The organism is Ancylobacter vacuolatus (assembly GCF_030813595.1).
Classification (GTDB): Bacteria; Pseudomonadota; Alphaproteobacteria; order Rhizobiales; family Xanthobacteraceae; genus Ancylobacter; species Ancylobacter vacuolatus.
Genome location: NZ_JAUSUH010000001.1, coordinates 370,638 through 389,345, shown reverse-complemented (window position 1 = coordinate 389,345; position 18,708 = coordinate 370,638). Strand labels below are relative to the sequence as shown.

The following is an 18,708-nucleotide window of genomic DNA, read 5'->3' as shown; positions in this document are numbered from 1 at the left end:
TTTGTTGTTTCAGCCGAAAGAGAGCGGGCTCAGGCGAGCGACTTGATCGCCGAGCGGCCGGCATAGATCGCCTGCGGGCCCAGTTCCTGCTCGATGCGCAGCAGCTGGTTGTACTTGGCGGTGCGGTCCGAGCGGGCCAGCGAGCCGGTCTTGATCTGCCCGCAATTGGTCGCCACCGCGAGATCGGCGATGGTCGAATCCTCGGTCTCGCCCGAGCGGTGCGACATGACGGCGGTGTAGCCGGCCTTGTGCGCCATCTCGACCGCGTTCAGCGTCTCGGTCAGCGAGCCGATCTGGTTGACCTTGACCAGGATCGAGTTGGCGACGCCCTGCTTGATGCCGGCCGACAGGCGGGTGACGTTGGTGACGAACAGGTCGTCGCCCACCAGCTGGCACTTGGAGCCGATGGTGTCGGTGAGCAGCTTCCAGCCCTCCCAGTCATCCTCGCCCATGCCGTCCTCGACGGTGCAGATCGGGTAGCGGCCGACGAGGTCGGCGAGGTACTTCACCTGCGCCTCGATATCGCGCACGGCGCCCTCGCCCTCATAATCGTACTTGCCGTTCTTGAAGAACTCGGTCGCGGCGCAGTCGAGGCCGATGAACACGTCCTCACCCGGCTTGTAGCCGGCGGTCTCGATCGCCTTCACCACGAAGGCGAGCGCGGCGTCGGCGGAAGGCAGGTTCGGCGCGAAGCCGCCCTCGTCGCCGACATTGGTGTTGTGGCCGGCATCCTTCAGCGCCTTCTTCAGCGTGTGGAAGATTTCCGCGCCGGTGCGCAGGCCTTCGGCGAAGCTGGGGGCGCCGACCGGCAGGATCATGAATTCCTGGAAGTCGATCGGGTTGTCGGCATGGGCGCCGCCATTGATGATGTTCATCATCGGCACCGGCAGGGTGCGGGCATTGACGCCGCCGACATAGCGGTAGAGCGGCAGGTCGCGGGCGGCGGCGGCGGCCTTGGCGATCGCCAGCGAGACGCCGAGAATGGCGTTGGCGCCGAGGCGGGCCTTGTTCGGCGTGCCGTCCAGCTCGATCAGGATCTGGTCCAGTGCCGGCTGGTCCTCGGCGTCCATGCCGCCAATGGCGTCGAAGATCTCGCCATTCACCGCCTCGACCGCCTTGAGCACGCCCTTGCCGAGATAGCGCGACTTGTCGCCGTCGCGCAGCTCGACCGCCTCATGCGCGCCGGTGGAGGCGCCGGAGGGAACGGCGGCGCGGCCCTGCGAGCCATCTTCCAGCATCACATCCACCTCGACGGTGGGATTGCCGCGGCTGTCCAGGATTTCACGCCCAACAATATCGACGATGGCGGTCATGCGTTTCCCCAATGCTCAACTCGGTCAGGATGGTCGAGGCGCTTCTACTCCGGCCATGTGACATGCGAAAGAGGTGCCAGCGACATATCGCCCGCCCCCTCCCCGTCCGGAGCCCCGCCATGAACGACATTGCCGACGGCACGACCCAGCTCGGCCGCGCCACCGCCCTGCCCGCCAGCCCCGAGGAAGCGGTGCTGGAGCGGGTGCCGAACCCGCACCCCGGCACGAACTACGTCGCCCGCTTCACCGCGCCGGAATTCACCTCGCTGTGCCCGGTGACCGGCCAGCCGGACTTCGCCCAGCTGGTGATCGACTATGTGCCCGATGGCTGGCTGGTCGAATCGAAGTCGCTGAAGCTCTATCTCGGCAGCTTCCGCAACCATGGCGCCTTCCACGAGGACTGCACGGTCGCCATCGGCCTGCGTCTGCACACATTGCTGGCACCGCGCTGGCTGCGCATCGGCGGCTACTGGTACCCACGCGGCGGCATCCCGATCGATGTGTTCTGGCAGAGCGGCGCCCCGCTGGACGGCGTGTGGCTGCCGGACCAGGGCGTGGCGCCCTATCGCGGCCGGGGGTGAGAAGACGGCCGCCGCAAGACCTTGATCTCACGCGCCGTCACCGCAGACGGCCACAGGCCGGTCCGGGATCACGAGAGGAGATGGTCCGCCGTCATCACCGGGCTTGTCCCGCGTTGAGAACCAGGACACCAAGCGGGAGCCGCTGTTCAGAAGAAGGGGGCGCGGGCGGGTTCGGCCGGCGCTCTCACTCCACCCGGCGGAAGACCATGCCGCCATGGTGCAGCGTGTTGGCGTCGACGAAAGTGCCGTCGGCGGTGAAGCCGGTGTCGTCCCAATAGTCGATATGCGTGCCGCGCACCTCATAGCGGCCGCGATAGGCGCTCTGCCGGCTGCCGCGCGCCTCGTCATAGCGGCCATTGGGCAGGAGTTCGTGCCTGACATAGCCATCGGGCGTCACCCACATGCCGACATAGGCGTGGCTCTGGGCGGTTTGCGGCTCTGCCGCTTTTGTCTGGGTCATGGCAGGAGCGGCTCCGGCAAAGGGGGAGAGGAAGGCGGCGGCGACAAGCGTGGCGAGGCGCCGCCGTGCTGGAGGAAACGGTTGCATGGCTTGCCTCCTCAGCGGCTGGCGGTGGGACGGACGACGATCTCGCTCACATCGACATCGCCCGGCTGCTCCAGCACGAAGCGCACCGCCCGGCCGATGGCGTCCGGGGTCAGGGCGATGGCGCGATAGGCCGTCATCGCCTGCGCCGCGGCGGGATCGGTGATGGTGTCAGCCAGTTCGCTCTCCACCACGCCGGGATGGACGCAGGTGACACGCAGCCGGTCGTTCTCCTGCCGCAGCCCGTCGGAGATGGCGCGCACGGCGTATTTCGTTGCGCAATAGACCGCCGCCGTCGGGACCACCGCGAGCGCGCCGATGGAGGCGATGTTGACGATGTGGCCGGAGCCGCGCGCCGTCATGTCCGGCAGCACGGCGGCGATGCCATGCAGCACGCCCTTGATGTTGACGTCGATCATCGCGTCCCATTCTTCCACCTTCAGCGAGGCCATGAGCGAGAGCGGCATGATGCCGGCATTGTTGATGAGGACGTCGACCCGCCCATAGCGCTGGCGGGCGGCCTCGGCGAAGGCGGCGACATCCGCCCGGTCGGTAACGTCGAGGCGGCGGGTCATCACCTCCACGCCGGTTTCTGCGGCGATCTCGGCGGCCAGCGCGTCGAGCCGTTCGGTGCGGCGCGCGCCCAGCGCCAGCCGGGCGCCGGCCCGGCCGAGTTCGCGGGCGATGCCGGCGCCGATACCGCTGGACGCGCCGGTGATCAGAACCACTTTGTCGAGTGCCATTGCACGGCTCCTTTGTTGATCGCTTTCGCGCTGGTTTCGCGTTGGCAGAAAGGTAGCGAGCGGGCATTGTCGCGATAAGCCAGCCATGTCGTGACACAGTGGAAAGCCTGACTTACCAATGATGGCCGATCTCAACGCGCTTTCGGTGTTCACCCTGGTGGCGCAGGAGCGCAGCTTCCGCGCCGCCGCCGACCGTCTGGGCGTGACACGCTCGGCGGTGAGCCAGAGCATCGGCCGGTTGGAGGCCGCGCTGGGCCTGGCGCTGGTGCGACGCACCACCCGCAGCGTCAGCCTCACCGAGGCGGGCGAGCGCCTCAACGCCGCGCTGGCACCGGCCATTGCCGACATCCAGGCCGCGGTGGAAGGCACCGGCGATCTTGCCGGGCGGCCGCGCGGGCAGCTGCGGCTGGCCGTCTCCTCGATTGCCGAGCGGTTTCTCGCCGGGCCGCTGCTGGCCGGCTTCGCCGCTGCCTATCCCGACGTGCAGATCGACGTCACGGTGACGGATGAGGAGTTCGACATCGTCGCCGAGGGGTTCGATGCCGGGGTGCGGCTCGGCGAGGTGATCGAGCAGGACATGATCGCGGTGCCGGTTTCGGGCGAGCAGCGCCAGACCGTGGTGGCCTCGCCCGCCTATTTCGAGCGCGCCGGCACGCCCTTGCATCCGCGCGAGCTCGCGCAGCATCGCTGCATCGGCTGGCGGCCGGCGCCGAAACGGGCGCCCTATCGCTGGGAGTTCACGCAGGAAGGCAGAGATTTCGCCGTGGCGGTGGCGCCGGAGATCACCACCAACGACATGGCGCTGATGATCAAGCTCGCCGTGGCCGGCGCCGGCATCACCTTTGGCATGGAAGAGACGTTCCGGCCCCTCGTCGCGCGCGGCGAACTGGTGCCCGTCCTCGATGCCTATTGCCCGCCCTTTGCGGGCTTCTATCTCTACTACCCCAACCGCCGCAATCTCGCCCCCAAGCTGCGGGCGCTGATCGATCACCTCAGGCAGAGCCGGGACTGAGGGCGTCGTCCTGCCGGACCGGCCGCCCGTTGGCGGAGAGGCGCGGGCGCGATCAGCCGCCCTGGCCTGCGCCAGGCCAGCTCGGCACCGACCAGCCGGGCACGGTCCAGCTCGGCATCGTCCACATCTTCGGCAGGGCGGGAGCGGGCGCCGGCGGGGACGCGGCTTCCGCCGCGGGAGACGAGCGCCCCGTCTTGGGGCCCGTGCGCGCGAGCTTCGGCTGGCTTGCCTTCCACTGGGCCATCCAGTCGCCGGTTTCCCTCAGGATCAATTCCTGCACCGCCGGATGGGTGGGCAGCTGCGCATGGTTGCGAAAGCGCGCGCCAGCGTCCCAGGCGCTGATGTTGCGGGCGCCGCGCACCCGGGCGAATCCGGGGCCGGCGATATTCACGCAGCGCGGCACGGTGCAGGCCGGCGGGGCGGGCGCGGCGTCGATGGTGATCACCATTGGCGGCTTGTAGCCCGCGCGCGCCAGTTCGGTGGCATAGCGCAACGCCGTCTCACCGCCCATGGAATGGCCGATGATGACATCGGGGACGATTCCCTTTGTCTTCACCATCAGATGCGAATCGGTGCGGGTCTGGAAACCCTGCCGGGCCAGAGGCCGGGTCAGGGCGGAAACGCCGATATAGTCGCTCTCGACATAGACGCCGAGCCCGTCGAGCAGCAGGACGACGGGCGGGGCGGCCTGCGGCGCCGCCGGCTGTTCCGGGCCGCTCGAGGTCTGGCCGCCCTGGGTCTGGGCGCGCAGCGGCGGGGCGACAAAGGTGGCGCCAACGGCAAGCGCGGCGAAGGCGGCAGTCACAGGCTTCAAGGCAGTTGCTCGACGTAAGAAACGCTTATCCCCGCCAGCACGCTTACCGCAACGTCGCGGCCGCCGCCATCGCCTTTGACGCGATGCCGGCGCGCGGGGAGCGCATAGGTCTCCCCGCCGTCGGTAATAGGGCCCGGACCTTACGCGGCCCGGCTCCAGTGATGGGCGTCGTTGCGCAGATGGCAGGCCTCGGTCCAGGTGGAAAACGCCACCCAGGCGTCGCTCTTCTGCTGGGGAATGCGGGCCGATTCCAGCTGCGTCAGCAGCATCTCGGCGAAACGGCCGAGCCGGTCGTTGCGCAGCGAGCGGATGAAGCCGATGGCGCCATCCAGCGAGTCGATGGTGATGTCTTCCTGGCCGATCAGCACATGCAGCGGCTCGGGGCGAAAGGCGGGTCCTTCAACAATGTTGGTCATGTGGAACCTCCCGTTTCGGCCTTTTGTGAAACCCGTCGGGGCGGGGCCGTATCCCTCGATGGGCAGGCACATCCTAGGCATGCGATCTTGGCACTCAAATGACGCAGTCAAGAAGTATCTGGGCACGTCTGCGGCAGAGCCGGGCGAATGTGACGGCCTGGCGGCCACACTTTTACGTGAAGTCTTGTTGTCCTCCATGAAGAATACGGAACATCGTACATGGAATGCGGCATTCCAGATTGCCCACCATGGTGATCGCAACGGTATCTGATGAACGCTGTTGGTTAGTTTGGTCGCCTGAGCGTGTTTCTTCCCCTTCGTCAGCCTTTGCGACCTTGATTGAGGGCACCACGGCGCCCCACCTGCCCCCGAGGGAGTGGGTATGTTGTCGTTCGCGCTCAACTAGTAAAAACTATACTATTGTCGTTCTAAATATTTCGCTTATGCGAATTTGATGGATTATTCATGCTGCTTTGCAGCGTCGAATACCTCTTGCGTTTCCATCGTTACACCATGCTACGGTGGCAGCGGACGGCAGAAGACCGTCCATGAGGAGGAAACGCCAATGAACATTCACAGCAGGTTCGTCGCGCTCGTCGCGGCGGCGAGCATTCTCAGTGTGGCCCCCGCCTTCGCCCAGGACGAGGCTGCGCATGTGAAGCCGGCGACGGCCTATGTGCAGCAGAGCATCACGCCCTGGCTCAGCGATCCGGTGGTGATCGCCGCCATCGTCGAGTCGAACAAGAAGCACAAGCGGCTGATGCAGGAAGAGATCATCGTGCTCGACAAGGCCTGGGTCGCCAAGGACCCGGCGGTGGTCGATCCCGTCCGCAAAAACAAGCTGTCCGAATTCCTGATCCAGAAGAAGGAAGCTTCCGGCGGCGTGATCACCGAAGCCTTCGTGATGGACAATCGCGGCCTCAATGTCGGCCAGACCGACGGCACCTCCGACCTGTGGCAGGCGGATGAGGCCAAGTGGCAGAAGACCTATGCGGTGGGTCCCGGCACCATCTTCGTCGACAAGGTCGAGGAAGAGGACGGCAAGAAGATCGCCCAGGTCAGCGTCACCATTTCCGACAAGGATGTGGCCATCGGCGCCGTCACCTTCGGCATCGATGTCGACAAGTTGAAGTAAGCCCTGTCCTGGACGTGTCTCTCCGGGATATTGGCGGGCGGCGCGAGCCGCCCCTTTTTTTGTCCGCGCGGCTTTTGGCGTTGCGCCGCATCGACCCCGGCGATGGCTTGGGGTAAGTGTCCTCCGCCGGGTCAACACAGGAGTGCGCCATGTTTCTTGCTATGAACCGCTTCAAGGTGAAGCTCGGGTCGGAAGCCGATTTCGAGACCGTCTGGCGCGAACGCGACAGCCATCTGAAGACCGTGCCGGGCTTCAAGACCTTCCATCTGCTGCGCGGCGCCACAAAGGACGACCACACCCTCTACGCCTCGCATTCGGAATGGGCGTCGCGGGCGGATTTCGAGGCGTGGACGCGCTCGGAGGCGTTCCGCAAGGCGCATGGCAGCGCCGGCGCCAACAAGCCGCTCTATCTCGGCCATCCCGAGGTCGAGCTGTTCGACAGCGTTCTCGCCCAGTCGGTGGAAGATCAGGCGGCCTGATCGCGCGATTGGGGGACGCCGCAGGGCGGGGGTGCGCCGGCGCAGTTGACGGATGGGGCGGCGTGCCGTAACGCCTCGCGATCCTGAAATGCCGGGTACCCCCACGATCATGGCCGACATCGCGTCCCCCGACGCCTTCTCCCCCGCGCGCGGTGAGGCGCCGCGCATCTCCTTCGTTTCGCTCGGCTGCCCCAAGGCGCTGGTCGACAGCGAGAGGATCATCACCAGCCTGCGCTCGGAGGGCTACGAGCTGTCGCGCCATCACGAAGGCGCGGACCTCGTCATCGTCAACACCTGCGGCTTTCTCGACAGCGCCAAGGCGGAAAGCCTCGCCGCCATCGGCGACGCGCTGAAGGAGAACGGCAAGGTCATCGTCACCGGCTGCATGGGCGCCGAGCCCCAGCAGATTCGCGACGTGCATCCGGGCGTTCTCGCCGTCACCGGGCCGCAGCAATATGAGAGCGTGCTGGCCGCCGTCCACCAGGCGGTGCCGCCGCAGCACGATCCCTTCGTCGATCTGGTGCCGCCGCAGGGCATCAAGCTCACCCCGCGCCATTATGCCTATCTGAAGATCTCGGAAGGCTGCAGCAATCGCTGCACCTTCTGCATCATCCCCAAGCTGCGCGGCGATCTCGTCAGCCGGCCGGCGGGCGATGTGCTGCGCGAGGCGGAACGGCTGGTGAATGCCGGGGTGAAGGAACTCCTCGTCATCTCGCAGGATACCTCGGCCTATGGCGTCGACCTGCGCTATGCGCCGAGCACCTGGAAGGACCGTGAGGTCCGCGCCCGCTTCTTCGACCTGGCGCGCGAGCTCGGCACGCTCGGGGCCTGGGTGCGGATGCATTATGTCTACCCCTACCCCCATGTCGACGAGGTGATCGGCCTGATGGCCGAGGGCGTCATCCTTCCCTATCTCGACATTCCCTTCCAGCACGCCTCCCCCACCGTGCTGAAGCGCATGAAGCGCCCGGCGGCGCAGGAGAAGACGCTGGCCCGGGTGCAGGCCTGGCGGGCCGCCTGCCCGGACCTCACCTTGCGCTCCACCTTCATCGTCGGCTTCCCCGGCGAGACCGAGGCGGAATTCGAGGAACTCATCGGCTTCCTCGAAGAGGCCGAGCTCGACCGGGTCGGCTGCTTCAAATATGAGCCGGTGGACGGCGCCCCCGCCAACGCCCTCGGCGCCGAGATGGTGCCCGACGAGGTGAAGGAGGAGCGCTGGAAGCGCTTCATGGAGGTGCAGCAGCGCGTCAGCGCCCGCCGCCTCAAGCGCAAGGTCGGCAGCCGCCAGCAGGTGATCATCGACAAGGTCGGCCCGACCGTCGCGATCGGCCGCTCCAAGGCGGACGCGCCCGAAATAGACGGCGTGGTCCATGTCGCCGCCCGCCGGCCGCTGCGCGTCGGCGAGATCGTCACCGTGAAGATCGAGCGCGCCGACGCCTATGACCTGCACGGCACGGCGGTGGGCTACTGACCCTTCGCCGCTATTCCAGCACCCGCCGCAGCTCTTCCGAGGGGACGATGCTCTCGTCCACCGTCGGCCAGGACAGCGCCACCGTGTAGGCGAGCGTGGTCGAGAAGGCGATGGCGAAGGTCGAGAGCCCGATGATCAGCTGGTAGCGCTTGCCCACATGCAGCGCCGCCAGCCCGATCAGTGACAGCATCCCCAGCACCATCACCACGATCCAGCGATGCGGCGCCAGGTCGGCATGGAGGATGAAGTAGCGGTCGGTCCGCAGCCGCCGGAGCTCGATCTGGCTGGCCAGCAGCGTGCTGCGAATGTAGTTCGGCACGGCGGCATCGGCGCTGCTCCGGGCGACCGCCTCCACCAGCCCGGCAAAGGCGGTCGACACCTCCGGCTGCGGACGCACCCAGCCCTCATCCCATTCATAGCGGGAAAGCGCGCGCGCATAGCCCCCCGCCGCATCGTCGACCGGCGCGCAGCTCGGCCCGCACACCCGGGCGATGTCGAGCACGGCGTCGAGCCGCTGCACCTCCTGCAGCACGGTCCGGGCGTAGAGCGTCTCGCGGTTCCAGATGTCGCTCACCATGAAGGCGAGGAACAGCGCAAAGGGTAGGGTCAGCGCGCCGAGATAGGAGGTCTGCAGGTCCCGTGGCACGAAGACGGCGACCAGGCTGGGGCGCATCGCCACCCAGTAGCAGCCCCAGGCCGCCAGCAGCGGGAGGGTGGCGACGAACACCACGAAGACCGAAAAATACTCGCTGACGAAAAGGCGGCTCCAGGTCACGTCGTGCGCTCCGGCCTCAAGGCTTCAGAAGGTCGCGCAGCGTGGCTTCGATCACCTGCGTCGCCGCCTTGAGGTCGCTGATCCGCACATGCTCGTCGGCGGCATGGGCGTTCGCCTCCAGGATGGAGCGCGGCCCGGCGCCATAGAGCACGGTCGGCACGCCGGCCGCCGTGTAGTGGCGCGCATCGGTGTAGAGCGGCACGGCGGTGGCGGGCGGGGTCTCGCCCAGCACGGCGGCGGCGTGTTTCTGGATCGTCTCGACCAGCCGCTCGGTGCCCGGCAGCGTGCGCAGCGGCTCGGCGAGGATGATGCGGCGGCATTCGATCTCGATGCCGGCCCGCCCCGCGACCGCGCGCTCGACCAGCGCATGCAGCTCCGCCTCGACGCTTTCGCCGTCCTCTTCCGGGGTCAGCCGGCGGTCGACGCGCATGACGATGCGGTCGGGCACGACATTGGTGTTGATGCCCCCCGAGATCAGCCCCACCGTGATCTTGGGCGAGCCGATGCCCGGCGTGGCGCTGGTGATGCCGTTGAGCCGGTGGCGCTCGGCATAGATGGCAGTGAGAATGCCGGTCGCCGCCTCCAGCGCGTCCGCGCCGGTTTCGGGCATCGCGGCGTGCGCCTGCTTGCCGCGCACGACGATTTCCAGGTGCAGGCAGCCATTATGGGCGATAACCACGGCATAGGAGAAGCCGGCTGAAATGGCGAGGTCCGGCTTGCTGATGCCGTGCTCCAGCAGCCATTGCGGGCCGACAAAGCCGCCGGCTTCCTCGTCATAGGTGAAATGGAGCTCGACCGTGCCGTCGAGGTCGTCGGGCCGCTCCTTCAGCGCCAGCAAGGCGAAGGCATAGGTGGCGAAGTCGGATTTCGACACTGCCGCGCCGCGCCCATAGATCGCCCCGCCCCGCTCCTCGGCACCGTAGGGATCATAGGTCCAGCCCTCGCCGGGCGGCACCACGTCGCCATGCGAGTTGAGCGCGATCACCGGGCCGCCGCCGCTGCCGAAGCGCTCGCGGACGATCAGGTTGACCACCGATTTCATCCCATGCGCCAGCACATAGGGTTCCGGCACCGCGTGGCGCTCCACCTCGAAGCCCAGCTCTTCGAGCAGCCGGCCGGCGACCTCGGCATGAGGCGCGCAGTCGCCCGGCGGGTTGTCGCTGGGCACGCGCACCAGCGCCTTGAGGAAATCGACCTCGCGCGCCAGCCTGTCGGAATCGCCGGAACTGCTCACGTCTGTGCTCCGCTTGTGCCGCCATCGGAAGGGGGCTGTTGAAACCGTTCGATGAAACGGATGAGCGCTGCCGCGGCCATCCCCATATCCTCGGGCGAGGCATATTCCGCCGGGTTGTGGCTGATGCCGCCCGCGCAGCGCACGAACAGCATGCCGACCGGGCAGAGCTTTGCCATCGCCTGCCCGTCATGGCCGGCGCCGGAAGGCAGCAGCGGGGCCCGCTGACCGAGCGAGGCCACCGCCTCGCCCAGCCGCCGCTGAATGTCGCGGTAGCAGGGAACAGTTGCAACCTCGTGAAAGGCGGAGATGACGACGCCGAGGCCGCGCTGCTCGGCAATGCGGTGCGCATCGGCCTCGAACCGCGTCAGCGCCGCCCGGCGCGAGGCGTCCGATGCCGAGCGCAGATCGACGGTGAAGACCACGCGCGAGGGGATCACGTTCACCGAGCCGGGCTCGACATGCACCCGGCCGACGGTCGCCACCATGCCGTCCGTCCCGGCGCGGGCGATGCGCTCGACCGCGAGCGCCATCTCGGCGGCGCCGCTCAGCGCGTCGCGGCGCAGGCGCATGGGAACGGTGCCGGCATGGCCGGCCTCGCCGGTGACGGTGACGGACAGGCGCGAGGCGCCGGCGATGGCGGTGACCACGCCCAGCGGCACGCCCTCGGCCTCCAGCACCGGCCCCTGCTCGATATGCGCCTCGACATAGGCCAGCACGCGCGAGGGGTCATAGGCACTGGCGGCGATGTCGTCGGGGTTCTTGCCATAGGCACGCAGCGCCTCGCGCAGGCTGATGCCGTCGCCGTCCCGCGCCTGCAGGCTGGCCGGCGCGAACACCCCGGCACAGGCGGCAGAGGAGGAGAGCGTGGTGGGAAAGCGCGTGCCCTCCTCGTCGCCGAAGGCGAGCACATCGATGCCATAGGCCGGCAACAGTCCGCTTCGCGCCACCGCCTCGACAGCGAGAATGCCGAGGATCACGCCCAGCGCGCCGTCATATTTCCCGGCATTCGCCACCGTGTCGATATGCGAGCCGATGAGCAGGCGCGGCGCGTCTGGGCCGGCCGGATGCCAGGCGCCGCGCACCGTGCCGAGCGCGTCCTCGCTCACGGCGAAACCTGCCTCGCCCATCCAGCGGGTGACGAGATCGGCGGCGCGCCGGTGTTCGGGCGTCAGGAAGAAGCGGGTGAGAGTGTCCGGCGCCGAGGAGATCGCGCCGAGCTGCTCGATCATCGCCGCCGCGCGGGCGCCGAGAGCCGCGATATCCACGGGGATCGTCATAGGGTCGACACGGCGCCTCCGGCCGCGCGGCCGGGCATGGGGGCCGCGCTCCTGTGCAAGCGCAATCGCATATGGCGCCACCTTTGGCAACGAGGGCGGCGTGAAAGCCCACGCCGCCGATGCGTTCCTGATGCCGGAGCCTACTGGCCGGGCACCTTGTCGTCGATGCCCTTCACATACCAGTTCATCGACAGGATGTCCTTGTCGGCCAGAACCTCGCCCTCCTTCACCATGAGCGTGCCGTCCTGCTTGGTGATCGGGCCCTTGAAGGGGTTGAGCGCGCCCGAGGTGATCGCCGCCTGGGTCGTCTCGGCCATCTTCTTCACCTCGTCCGGCATGTTGGTGTAGGGCGCCATCACGACCTCGCCATCCTTCATCCCGCCCCAGGTGTCGGTGGAGGTCCAGGTGCCGTCGAGCGCGGCCTGGACACGCTCGATGTAGTAGGGCGCCCAATTATCGACGATGGAGGTCAGCTGGGAGTCGGGGCCGAACTTGATCATGTCGGAGGCTTGGCCGAACGCCTTCACGTCGCGCGTCTCGGCCGCCTGCATGGCGGCGGGGCTGTCCGTGTGCTGGGAGATCACGTCGGCGCCCTGGTCGATCAGCGCCTTGGCCGCGTCCGCCTCCTTGGCCGGGTCGAACCAGGAGTTCACCCAGACGATCTTGATCTTCATGTCGGGATTGATCGACTGCGCGCCCAGCATCAGCGAATTGATGCCGGCGATGACCTCCGGGATCGGGAAGGAGGCGATATAGCCGATCGTGCCGGTCTTCGACGTCTTCGCCGCGATCTGGCCGAGGACATAGCGGCCCTCATGGAACTTGGCGTTGTAGGTCGAAACGTTCTTGGCCCGCTTGAAGCCGGTGGCGTGCTCGAAGAACACCTTGGGATGGCGCTTGGCCACCTTCAGCGTCGGCTCCATGAAGCCGAAGGAGGTGGTGAAGATCAGCGTGTTGCCGGCCCTCGCCAGCTGCTCGATCACCCGCTCGGCGTCGGGACCCTCGTCGACATTCTCGACAAAGGTGGTCTCGACCTTGTCGCCGAAATGCGCCTCGACCGCCTTGCGGCCCTGGTCGTGCTGATACGACCAGCCGAAATCGCCGACCGGTCCGACATAGACCCAGGCCGCCTTCAGCTTCTCCGCCGCCTGTGCCTCCGGCAGCCCGGCGCCGGCCAGGGCGAGGCCCGCGGCAATGGCAATCGCCATCGAGAGAATCTTGCGCATGAACGTCTCCGCTCCCTCATCGCGGCCTCGGGGATCACCGGCGGGCGCGACCGCCTCGCGCGCCGGGAGGCCGCCATGACGCGGCCCATGTCGTGTTCAGCGATCCGGCACGAAAGGCACGCCGAGCGAAGCGGGCGCCCCGCGCCCATGTTTCAGCGCCGAGATCACCACCAGCGCGATGATCGTCGCCAGATAGGGCAGCGCCGACAGGAACTGCGAGGGAATCCCCAGCCCGAACCCCTGCACATGCAGCTGCAAGATCGAGACCGCGCCGAACAGATAGGCGCCGCCGAGCAGCCAGAGCGGCCGCCAGGCGGAGAACACCACCAGCGCCAGCGCGATCCAGCCACGCCCGGCGGTCATGTCCGCCGCCCAGAACGGGGTGTAGGCGAGCGACAGATGCGCCCCCGCCAGCCCGGCGCAGGCGCCGCCGAACATCACCGCCAGCGTGCGGATGCCCCGCACCGGATGGCCGAGCGCATGCGCCGCCGCGTGGTTCTCGCCCACCGCGCGCAGCACGAGGCCGATGCGCGTGCGCGCCAGCGTATAGGTCACCGCCGCCAGCAGCAGGAACGAGACGTAGACGAAGGCATCCTGCCCGAACAGCGCCTTGCCGAGGATCGGCAGCTCGGTCAGCCCGGCAATGTGCAGCTGCGGCGCGCCGGCGAGCTGGGTGCCGACGAAGCTGGCGCCGATCAGCCCGGCGAGGCCGAGGCCGAGAATCGTGGTGGCGAGGCCCGACGCCACCTGGTTGGTGGCGAGCCAGATGGCGAGCACGGCGAAGACGAGCGAGAGCGCCATGCCGGCCAGCACCGCCGCCAGCGTACCGAGCAGCAGGCTGCCCGAGCCATAGGCGGTGACATAGCCGACCGCTGCCCCGACGATCATCATGCCCTCGACGCCGAGATTGAGCGTGCCCGCACGCTCGGCCACAAGTTCGCCAAGCGAGGCCAGCAGCAGCGTGGTCGCCGCCGCGACGACGCTGGCGAGCACCGCCCCGATGATCGCCGCGTCAAGCATGGGTGGTCCCCTCTACCCGGCGGATGCGGTAGCGCACCAGAATGTCGGCCGCCAGAATGGCGATCAGCAACGTGCCTTGAAAAACCCGCGTCACATCGAAGGGCAGGCGCATGGTGATCTGCGCCGCCTCGCCGCCAATATAGGTCAGCGCCAGCACGAGGCTCGCCACGAGAATGCCCACCGGATGCAGCCGGCCGAGCATCGCCGCGATGATGGCGGTGAAGCCGTAGCCGGGCGAGATGCTCGGCTGCAGCTGGCCGATCGGGCCGGCAACCTCGATGATGCCGGCGAGCCCCGCCAGCGCCCCGGACACCGCGAACACGCCATAGGTCACGCGCTTCTCGTCGAAGCCGGCGAAGGCGGCCGCGCGCGGGGCCGAGCCGGCGAGTTCGATCGAGAACCCGACCAGCGTGCGGCCGAGCACGAAGGTGGCGGCGATCACCGCCAGCAGCGCAATGACGATGCCGCCATGCAGCCGGCCGTCCTCCATCAGCAGCGGCATCAGCGCCACGTCGTCGAAGGTCACGCTCTGGGGAAAGTTGAAGCCCGCCGGGTCGCGCCAGGGGCCGCGCACGAGATAGTCGAGCCCGAGCTGGGCGACATAGACCAGCATCAGGCTGGTGAGGATTTCGCTGGCGCCAAAGCGCACGCGCAGGAAGGCCGGGATCAGCCCCCACAGCGCCCCGCCAACGGCGCCGAGCACCAGCATGGCCGGCAGCACCCACGGCCCCGCCTCCGTGCCGTGCGTCGCCAGCGCCAGCCAGGAGCCGAGCACGGCGCCGGCGACATACTGGCCCTCGGCGCCGATGTTCCAGCGATTGGCGCGGTAGCAGAAGGAAAGCCCGATGCCGATCAGCAACAGCGGCGAGGCCTTCACCACCAGTTCCTGCAGCGTGTAGGCGTCGCCCAGGGGCTCGATGAAATAGATGGTGAAGGCGTGCACCGGATCATGCCCGAGCGCGACGAACATCACCGCGCCGACCACCAGCGTGACCAGTGCCGCGACGACCGGCGCCATCGCGTGCCGCAGGGGGGAGACGTTCTCCAGCCGTTCGAGCCTAAGCGGCATGCTCGCCCTCCCCGCCCGCCGCGTGGGCGCCATGGGAGCCGCCCATGGCCAGGCCGATCGCCTCGCGCGAGGTCTCCGCCACCGGCACCGGCGCCGTCAGCCGGCCCTCGCACATCACGCCGACGCGGTCGGCGAATTCCAGCAGTTCGTCAAGGTCCTGGCTCACCACCAGCACCGCGCAGCCCTGCGCCGCCCGCTCGCGCAGCGTGGTGCGGATGAAGGCGGCCGCCGAGGCGTCGACACCCCAGGTCGGCTGGTCGACCACGATCAGCACGGGATCGCGCAGCACCTCGCGGCCGATGACGAATTTCTGCAGATTGCCACCCGACAGCCGCCGCGCCTTCGGGTCCTTGCCGCCGAAGCGCACGTCGAAGCCCTTCACGATCTTCTGGAAACGGGCGAACAGCACCGAACGGTGGATCACGCCGCGCCGGACGATCTCGCCGTCGCCATGGGTGGTGAGCAGCACATTGTCGGAAAGCCGCATATCAGGCGCGGCGGCGTGGCCGAGCCGCTCTTCCGGCACGAAGCCGGCGCGCAGCGCCCGGCGCTCGGTCGGGCCGAGGCCGCCGGCGGCCACCTTGTCGATGACGATGCTCTCATGGTCCGCCACCCGCGTCTCGCCCGAGAGCACGTTGAACAGCGTGGTCTGGCCATTGCCGGCGACGCCGGCGATGCCGACGATCTCGCCGGCGCGGACCTCGATATTGATGTCGTGCAGCGCCGAGCCGCGCGAACCGTCGCCGGCGACGCTGAGCTGGCGCACCAGCAGGCGCGGCTCGCCAAGGGCATGCGCCGCCACGCGCGGCGTGCGCGGCACGTCGGCGCCGACCATCAGCCGCGCCAGGCTGGCGGAGGATTCCTGCTTCGGGTCGACCTCGGCGATGAATTTGCCGCCGCGCAGCACCGTCGCCCGGTGGCAGAGCCGGCGCACCTCGTCGAGCTTGTGGCTGATGAACAGAACCGCCCTGCCCTCATCGGTGAGCAGGTCGACGGTGCGGAACAGGTTTTCCGATTCGTCCGGGGTCAGCACCGAGGTCGGCTCGTCGAGAATCAGCACGCGCGGGTCGCCGAGCAGGCAGCGCACGATCTCCACCCGCTGGCGCTCGCCGACGGAGAGCTCGCCCACCCGCCGATAGGGCTCGACGCTGAGCCCATAGCGGCGGACGCAGTCGTCGATTCGCGCGGCGAGGACGGCGAGCTTCTGGTGGCCGGGCAGCCCCAGCGCCACATTTTCCACCACGCTCAGCGCGTCGAACAGGGCGAAATGCTGGAACACCACGCCGACGCCCTTGGCGCGGGAACTGGCGGGATCGGGGAAGACGATCGGCGCGCCGTCATAGAGAAGTTCGCCCGAATCGGCCTGCAGCAGGCCGCACATCATCTTGACCAGCGTGGACTTGCCCGCGCCATTCTCGCCCAGCAGCGCATGCGTCTCGCCGGCGCGGATGGCAAGGCTGACATGGTCGTTGGCGACCAGCGAACCGAACCTCTTGGTCAGCTTGACGGCTTCGAGCAGCGCGTGCGGAGGGTCCGGCACGTCCCCCATGCCGCTCACCCGTTCAGCCGCCGGCAGGCGCGGCCGCAGGCGCCTGTCAGATCGGAATTTCGGCGGCGGCGGCGGTTCATGCGGATGACACTTCTGTGGCGGACCACCGGCAGAATGGCATGGCCGATCCCGTGAGCAAGCCTAAAGTCTGGTCCGCCCGGTCCGGAAAATGGCGCGTTTTGCGCCAGATTCCGGGAATGGGATACCATCACGGCAGCAGCACGGTCGATCCGGTGGTACGTCGCGCCTCAAGGTCGCGATGCGCGTCGGCCACCTGCGAGAGGCGGTAGCGCTGGTTCACCGGAATCTTCACCACGCCGGAGCCGACCACCTCGAACAGGTCGCGGGCATTGGCCAGCAAATCGTCACGGGTCGAGATGTGGGTGAACAGCGTCGGCCGCGTCGCGTAGAGCGAGCCCTTCTGCGACAAAGCGAGCAGGCTGAAATCCTTGATCGCGCCGGAGGCGTTGCCGAAGCTGGCGAACAGGCCGCGCGGCTTGATGCAGTCGAGCGAGGCCGGATAGGTCGCCTGCCCCACCCCGTCATAGACCACGTCGCAGAGCGCCCCCTCGGTGATCTCCCTCACCCGCTCGACGAAGTTCTCCTCGCTGTAATTGATGACATAGGCGGCGCCGCATTCCTTGGCGATCTCCGCCTTGGCCGCCGAGCCCACTGTGCCGATGACGGTGGCGCCCAGATGCGTCGCCCACTGGCACAGGATCTGCCCGACCCCGCCGGCCGCCGCGTGCACCAGCAGCGTGTCGCCCGCCTTCACCTTGTGGGTCTGGCGCAGAAGGTAGCGCGCCGTCATGCCCTTCAGCATCATCGCGGCGGCGGTCTCGTCGGCGATCGAATCGGGCAGCTTCACCAGCGGCGCGGCGGACATGATCCGCTCGCTGCAATAGGCGCCGAGCGCCGAGCCATAGGCGACGCGGTCGCCCGGCTTGAAGCCGCTCACCCCTTCGCCGATCTGCACGATCACGCCCGCCGCCTCATTGCCGGGCGTGAAGGGAAGGCCGTTCGGCGCGGGATAGAGCCCGCTGCGGAAATAGGTGTCGATGAAATTGAGGCCGATCGCCGTATGGCGCAGCTTCACCTGCCCCGGCCCGGGCGCGCCGAGCGTCACCTCCTCCAGGGTCAGGACTTCGGGGCCACCCGTTTCATGGACGCGAATCGCCGCAGCCATCGTACTCTCCAGCCGGTTAGGGATGAGGTGAGGCGCCCGCCGGCGCTCAGGGGCGCGGGTCGGCCGCCCGCTTGCGCGAGGGGATCACCCCGAACAGGGTGAAATAGACCGCGCAGGCGCACAGCCCGACGGTCACCCACAGGTCAGGCCGCATGTCCTCCAACACCGCGACGACCGCCAGCACCGCCCAGAGCGCCAGCAGCGCCAGGGTGACGAGCCGCAGCCGCACGACGCGGAACGGGTGGACGAACTTGATCGGCAGGAACGTTCCCACCGCCAGCAGCGCGATGATGCCGGCAATCACGAAGGGATTGAGCGGCACGAGGAAGAAATAGAACACCACGACATTCCATACCGCCGGAAAGCCCTGGAAATACAGGTCGTCGGTCTTCATCGAGGTGTCGGCGAAATAAAGCGCGCTGGTGAGCAGGATGGTGGCGCTGGCCGCCACCGCCAGCCAGAACGGCATCAGCCCTCCGCTCGCCACCGCGAAGGCCGGCACGAGGCAATAGGTGAGATAGTCGACCACGAGGTCCAGCGTGTCGCCCGACCAGCGCGGCAGCACCTCGCCCACCTTCGCCCGCCGCGCCATGGTGCCGTCAATACCGTCGACGAACAGCGCGAGGCCGAGCCAGGCGAACATCAGCGCCCAATGGCCTTCCACCGCCGCCATCAGCGCCAGCAGCCCGCAGACCGCACCCGAGGCGGTGAAGATGTGAACGGCGAAAGCCAGCGTGCGACGTCCAGCCGGACCCGCGCTGAGCGACTTCGTTGTCATCGCCACCGGCTTTCCTCCTGCGACCGCGCGTCCCGGGGGATCGCCGCCTGCCTCTTCCACATCTGACATATAATATGCGCCCGCCG

Annotated in this window: 19 protein-coding genes; 5 read left to right on the top strand and 14 right to left on the bottom strand. The window is 68.1% G+C overall.

Annotated features, from left to right (window positions below):
- Positions 1–29: 29 nt before the first annotated feature.
- On the bottom strand, positions 30–1,313 hold the full coding sequence (gene eno / locus J2S76_RS01870) for a phosphopyruvate hydratase (protein ID WP_126279321.1): 1,284 nt from the start codon (positions 1,311–1,313) through the stop codon (positions 30–32).
- Between the two features lie 119 nt (positions 1,314–1,432).
- On the opposite strand from eno, the gene queF reads away from it, so the two are divergent.
- Positions 1,433–1,894, top strand: a complete 462-nt coding sequence (gene queF / locus J2S76_RS01865; protein ID WP_307056980.1) for a preQ(1) synthase — start codon at positions 1,433–1,435, stop codon at positions 1,892–1,894.
- A 184-nt stretch (positions 1,895–2,078) separates the two neighbouring features.
- Here the strand turns inward: queF and J2S76_RS01860 are convergent, their stop codons facing one another.
- Positions 2,079–2,441, bottom strand: a complete 363-nt coding sequence (locus tag J2S76_RS01860; protein ID WP_307056978.1) for an Atu4866 domain-containing protein — start codon at positions 2,439–2,441, stop codon at positions 2,079–2,081.
- Positions 2,442–2,452: 11 nt separating this feature from the next.
- Complete coding sequence (locus tag J2S76_RS01855; protein ID WP_307056976.1) at positions 2,453–3,181, bottom strand: SDR family oxidoreductase; 729 nt, start codon at positions 3,179–3,181, stop codon at positions 2,453–2,455.
- Between the two features lie 118 nt (positions 3,182–3,299).
- Between J2S76_RS01855 and J2S76_RS01850 the strand changes: the two genes are divergently transcribed.
- Positions 3,300–4,193, top strand: coding sequence for a LysR family transcriptional regulator (locus J2S76_RS01850; protein WP_307056974.1), 894 nt, complete (start codon positions 3,300–3,302; stop codon positions 4,191–4,193).
- A gap of 52 nt (positions 4,194–4,245) precedes the next feature.
- On the opposite strand, the gene J2S76_RS01845 is transcribed toward J2S76_RS01850, so the two are convergent.
- Both J2S76_RS01845 and J2S76_RS01840 read right to left on the bottom strand, forming a co-directional pair.
- On the bottom strand, positions 4,246–4,998 hold the full coding sequence (locus tag J2S76_RS01845; RefSeq protein WP_307057717.1) for a hypothetical protein: 753 nt from the start codon (positions 4,996–4,998) through the stop codon (positions 4,246–4,248).
- Between the two features lie 149 nt (positions 4,999–5,147).
- Positions 5,148–5,423 (bottom strand): hypothetical protein, encoded by a 276-nt coding sequence (locus J2S76_RS01840; protein ID WP_307056972.1) that lies wholly within the window; start codon positions 5,421–5,423, stop codon positions 5,148–5,150.
- A 565-nt stretch (positions 5,424–5,988) separates the two neighbouring features.
- Here J2S76_RS01840 and J2S76_RS01835 point away from each other — a divergent pair.
- From J2S76_RS01835 to rimO, 3 genes are all read left to right on the top strand, one after another.
- Positions 5,989–6,558, top strand: a complete 570-nt coding sequence (locus J2S76_RS01835) for a hypothetical protein (RefSeq protein ID WP_307056970.1) — start codon at positions 5,989–5,991, stop codon at positions 6,556–6,558.
- Between the two features lie 149 nt (positions 6,559–6,707).
- On the top strand, positions 6,708–7,037 hold the full coding sequence (gene hmuQ, locus J2S76_RS01830; protein WP_018391039.1) for a heme-degrading protein HmuQ: 330 nt from the start codon (positions 6,708–6,710) through the stop codon (positions 7,035–7,037).
- 109 nt (positions 7,038–7,146) lie between these two features.
- Complete coding sequence (gene rimO / locus J2S76_RS01825; RefSeq protein WP_307057715.1) at positions 7,147–8,508, top strand: 30S ribosomal protein S12 methylthiotransferase RimO; 1,362 nt, start codon at positions 7,147–7,149, stop codon at positions 8,506–8,508.
- 10 nt (positions 8,509–8,518) lie between these two features.
- Here rimO and J2S76_RS01820 read toward each other — a convergent pair whose 3' ends face one another.
- The 9 genes from J2S76_RS01820 to J2S76_RS01780 form a co-directional block, all read right to left on the bottom strand.
- Positions 8,519–9,283, bottom strand: coding sequence for a bestrophin-like domain (locus J2S76_RS01820; protein WP_307056968.1), 765 nt, complete (start codon positions 9,281–9,283; stop codon positions 8,519–8,521).
- A 16-nt stretch (positions 9,284–9,299) separates the two neighbouring features.
- Positions 9,300–10,517, bottom strand: coding sequence for an ArgE/DapE family deacylase (locus J2S76_RS01815; RefSeq protein WP_307056966.1), 1,218 nt, complete (start codon positions 10,515–10,517; stop codon positions 9,300–9,302).
- Positions 10,514–11,794: an allantoate amidohydrolase gene (locus J2S76_RS01810; RefSeq protein WP_307056964.1), complete on the bottom strand. Its 1,281-nt coding sequence runs from the start codon at positions 11,792–11,794 to the stop codon at positions 10,514–10,516. The genes J2S76_RS01815 and J2S76_RS01810 overlap by 4 nt, the downstream gene beginning before the upstream one ends.
- A gap of 140 nt (positions 11,795–11,934) precedes the next feature.
- Positions 11,935–13,020, bottom strand: coding sequence for a BMP family ABC transporter substrate-binding protein (locus J2S76_RS01805; RefSeq protein ID WP_307056962.1), 1,086 nt, complete (start codon positions 13,018–13,020; stop codon positions 11,935–11,937).
- A 96-nt stretch (positions 13,021–13,116) separates the two neighbouring features.
- Positions 13,117–14,040: an ABC transporter permease gene (locus tag J2S76_RS01800; protein ID WP_307056959.1), complete on the bottom strand. Its 924-nt coding sequence runs from the start codon at positions 14,038–14,040 to the stop codon at positions 13,117–13,119.
- Complete coding sequence (locus J2S76_RS01795; RefSeq protein WP_307056957.1) at positions 14,033–15,109, bottom strand: ABC transporter permease; 1,077 nt, start codon at positions 15,107–15,109, stop codon at positions 14,033–14,035. The genes J2S76_RS01800 and J2S76_RS01795 overlap by 8 nt, the downstream gene beginning before the upstream one ends.
- Entirely contained in the window at positions 15,099–16,658 is a 1,560-nt protein-coding gene (locus J2S76_RS01790) for an ABC transporter ATP-binding protein (RefSeq protein WP_307056955.1), read from the bottom strand. The genes J2S76_RS01795 and J2S76_RS01790 overlap by 11 nt, the downstream gene beginning before the upstream one ends.
- 208 nt (positions 16,659–16,866) lie before the next feature.
- On the bottom strand, positions 16,867–17,844 hold the full coding sequence (locus J2S76_RS01785; RefSeq protein ID WP_307056953.1) for a quinone oxidoreductase family protein: 978 nt from the start codon (positions 17,842–17,844) through the stop codon (positions 16,867–16,869).
- Positions 17,845–17,890: 46 nt separating this feature from the next.
- Entirely contained in the window at positions 17,891–18,622 is a 732-nt protein-coding gene (locus J2S76_RS01780; protein WP_307057713.1) for a CDP-alcohol phosphatidyltransferase family protein, read from the bottom strand.
- Positions 18,623–18,708 lie beyond the last annotated feature (86 nt).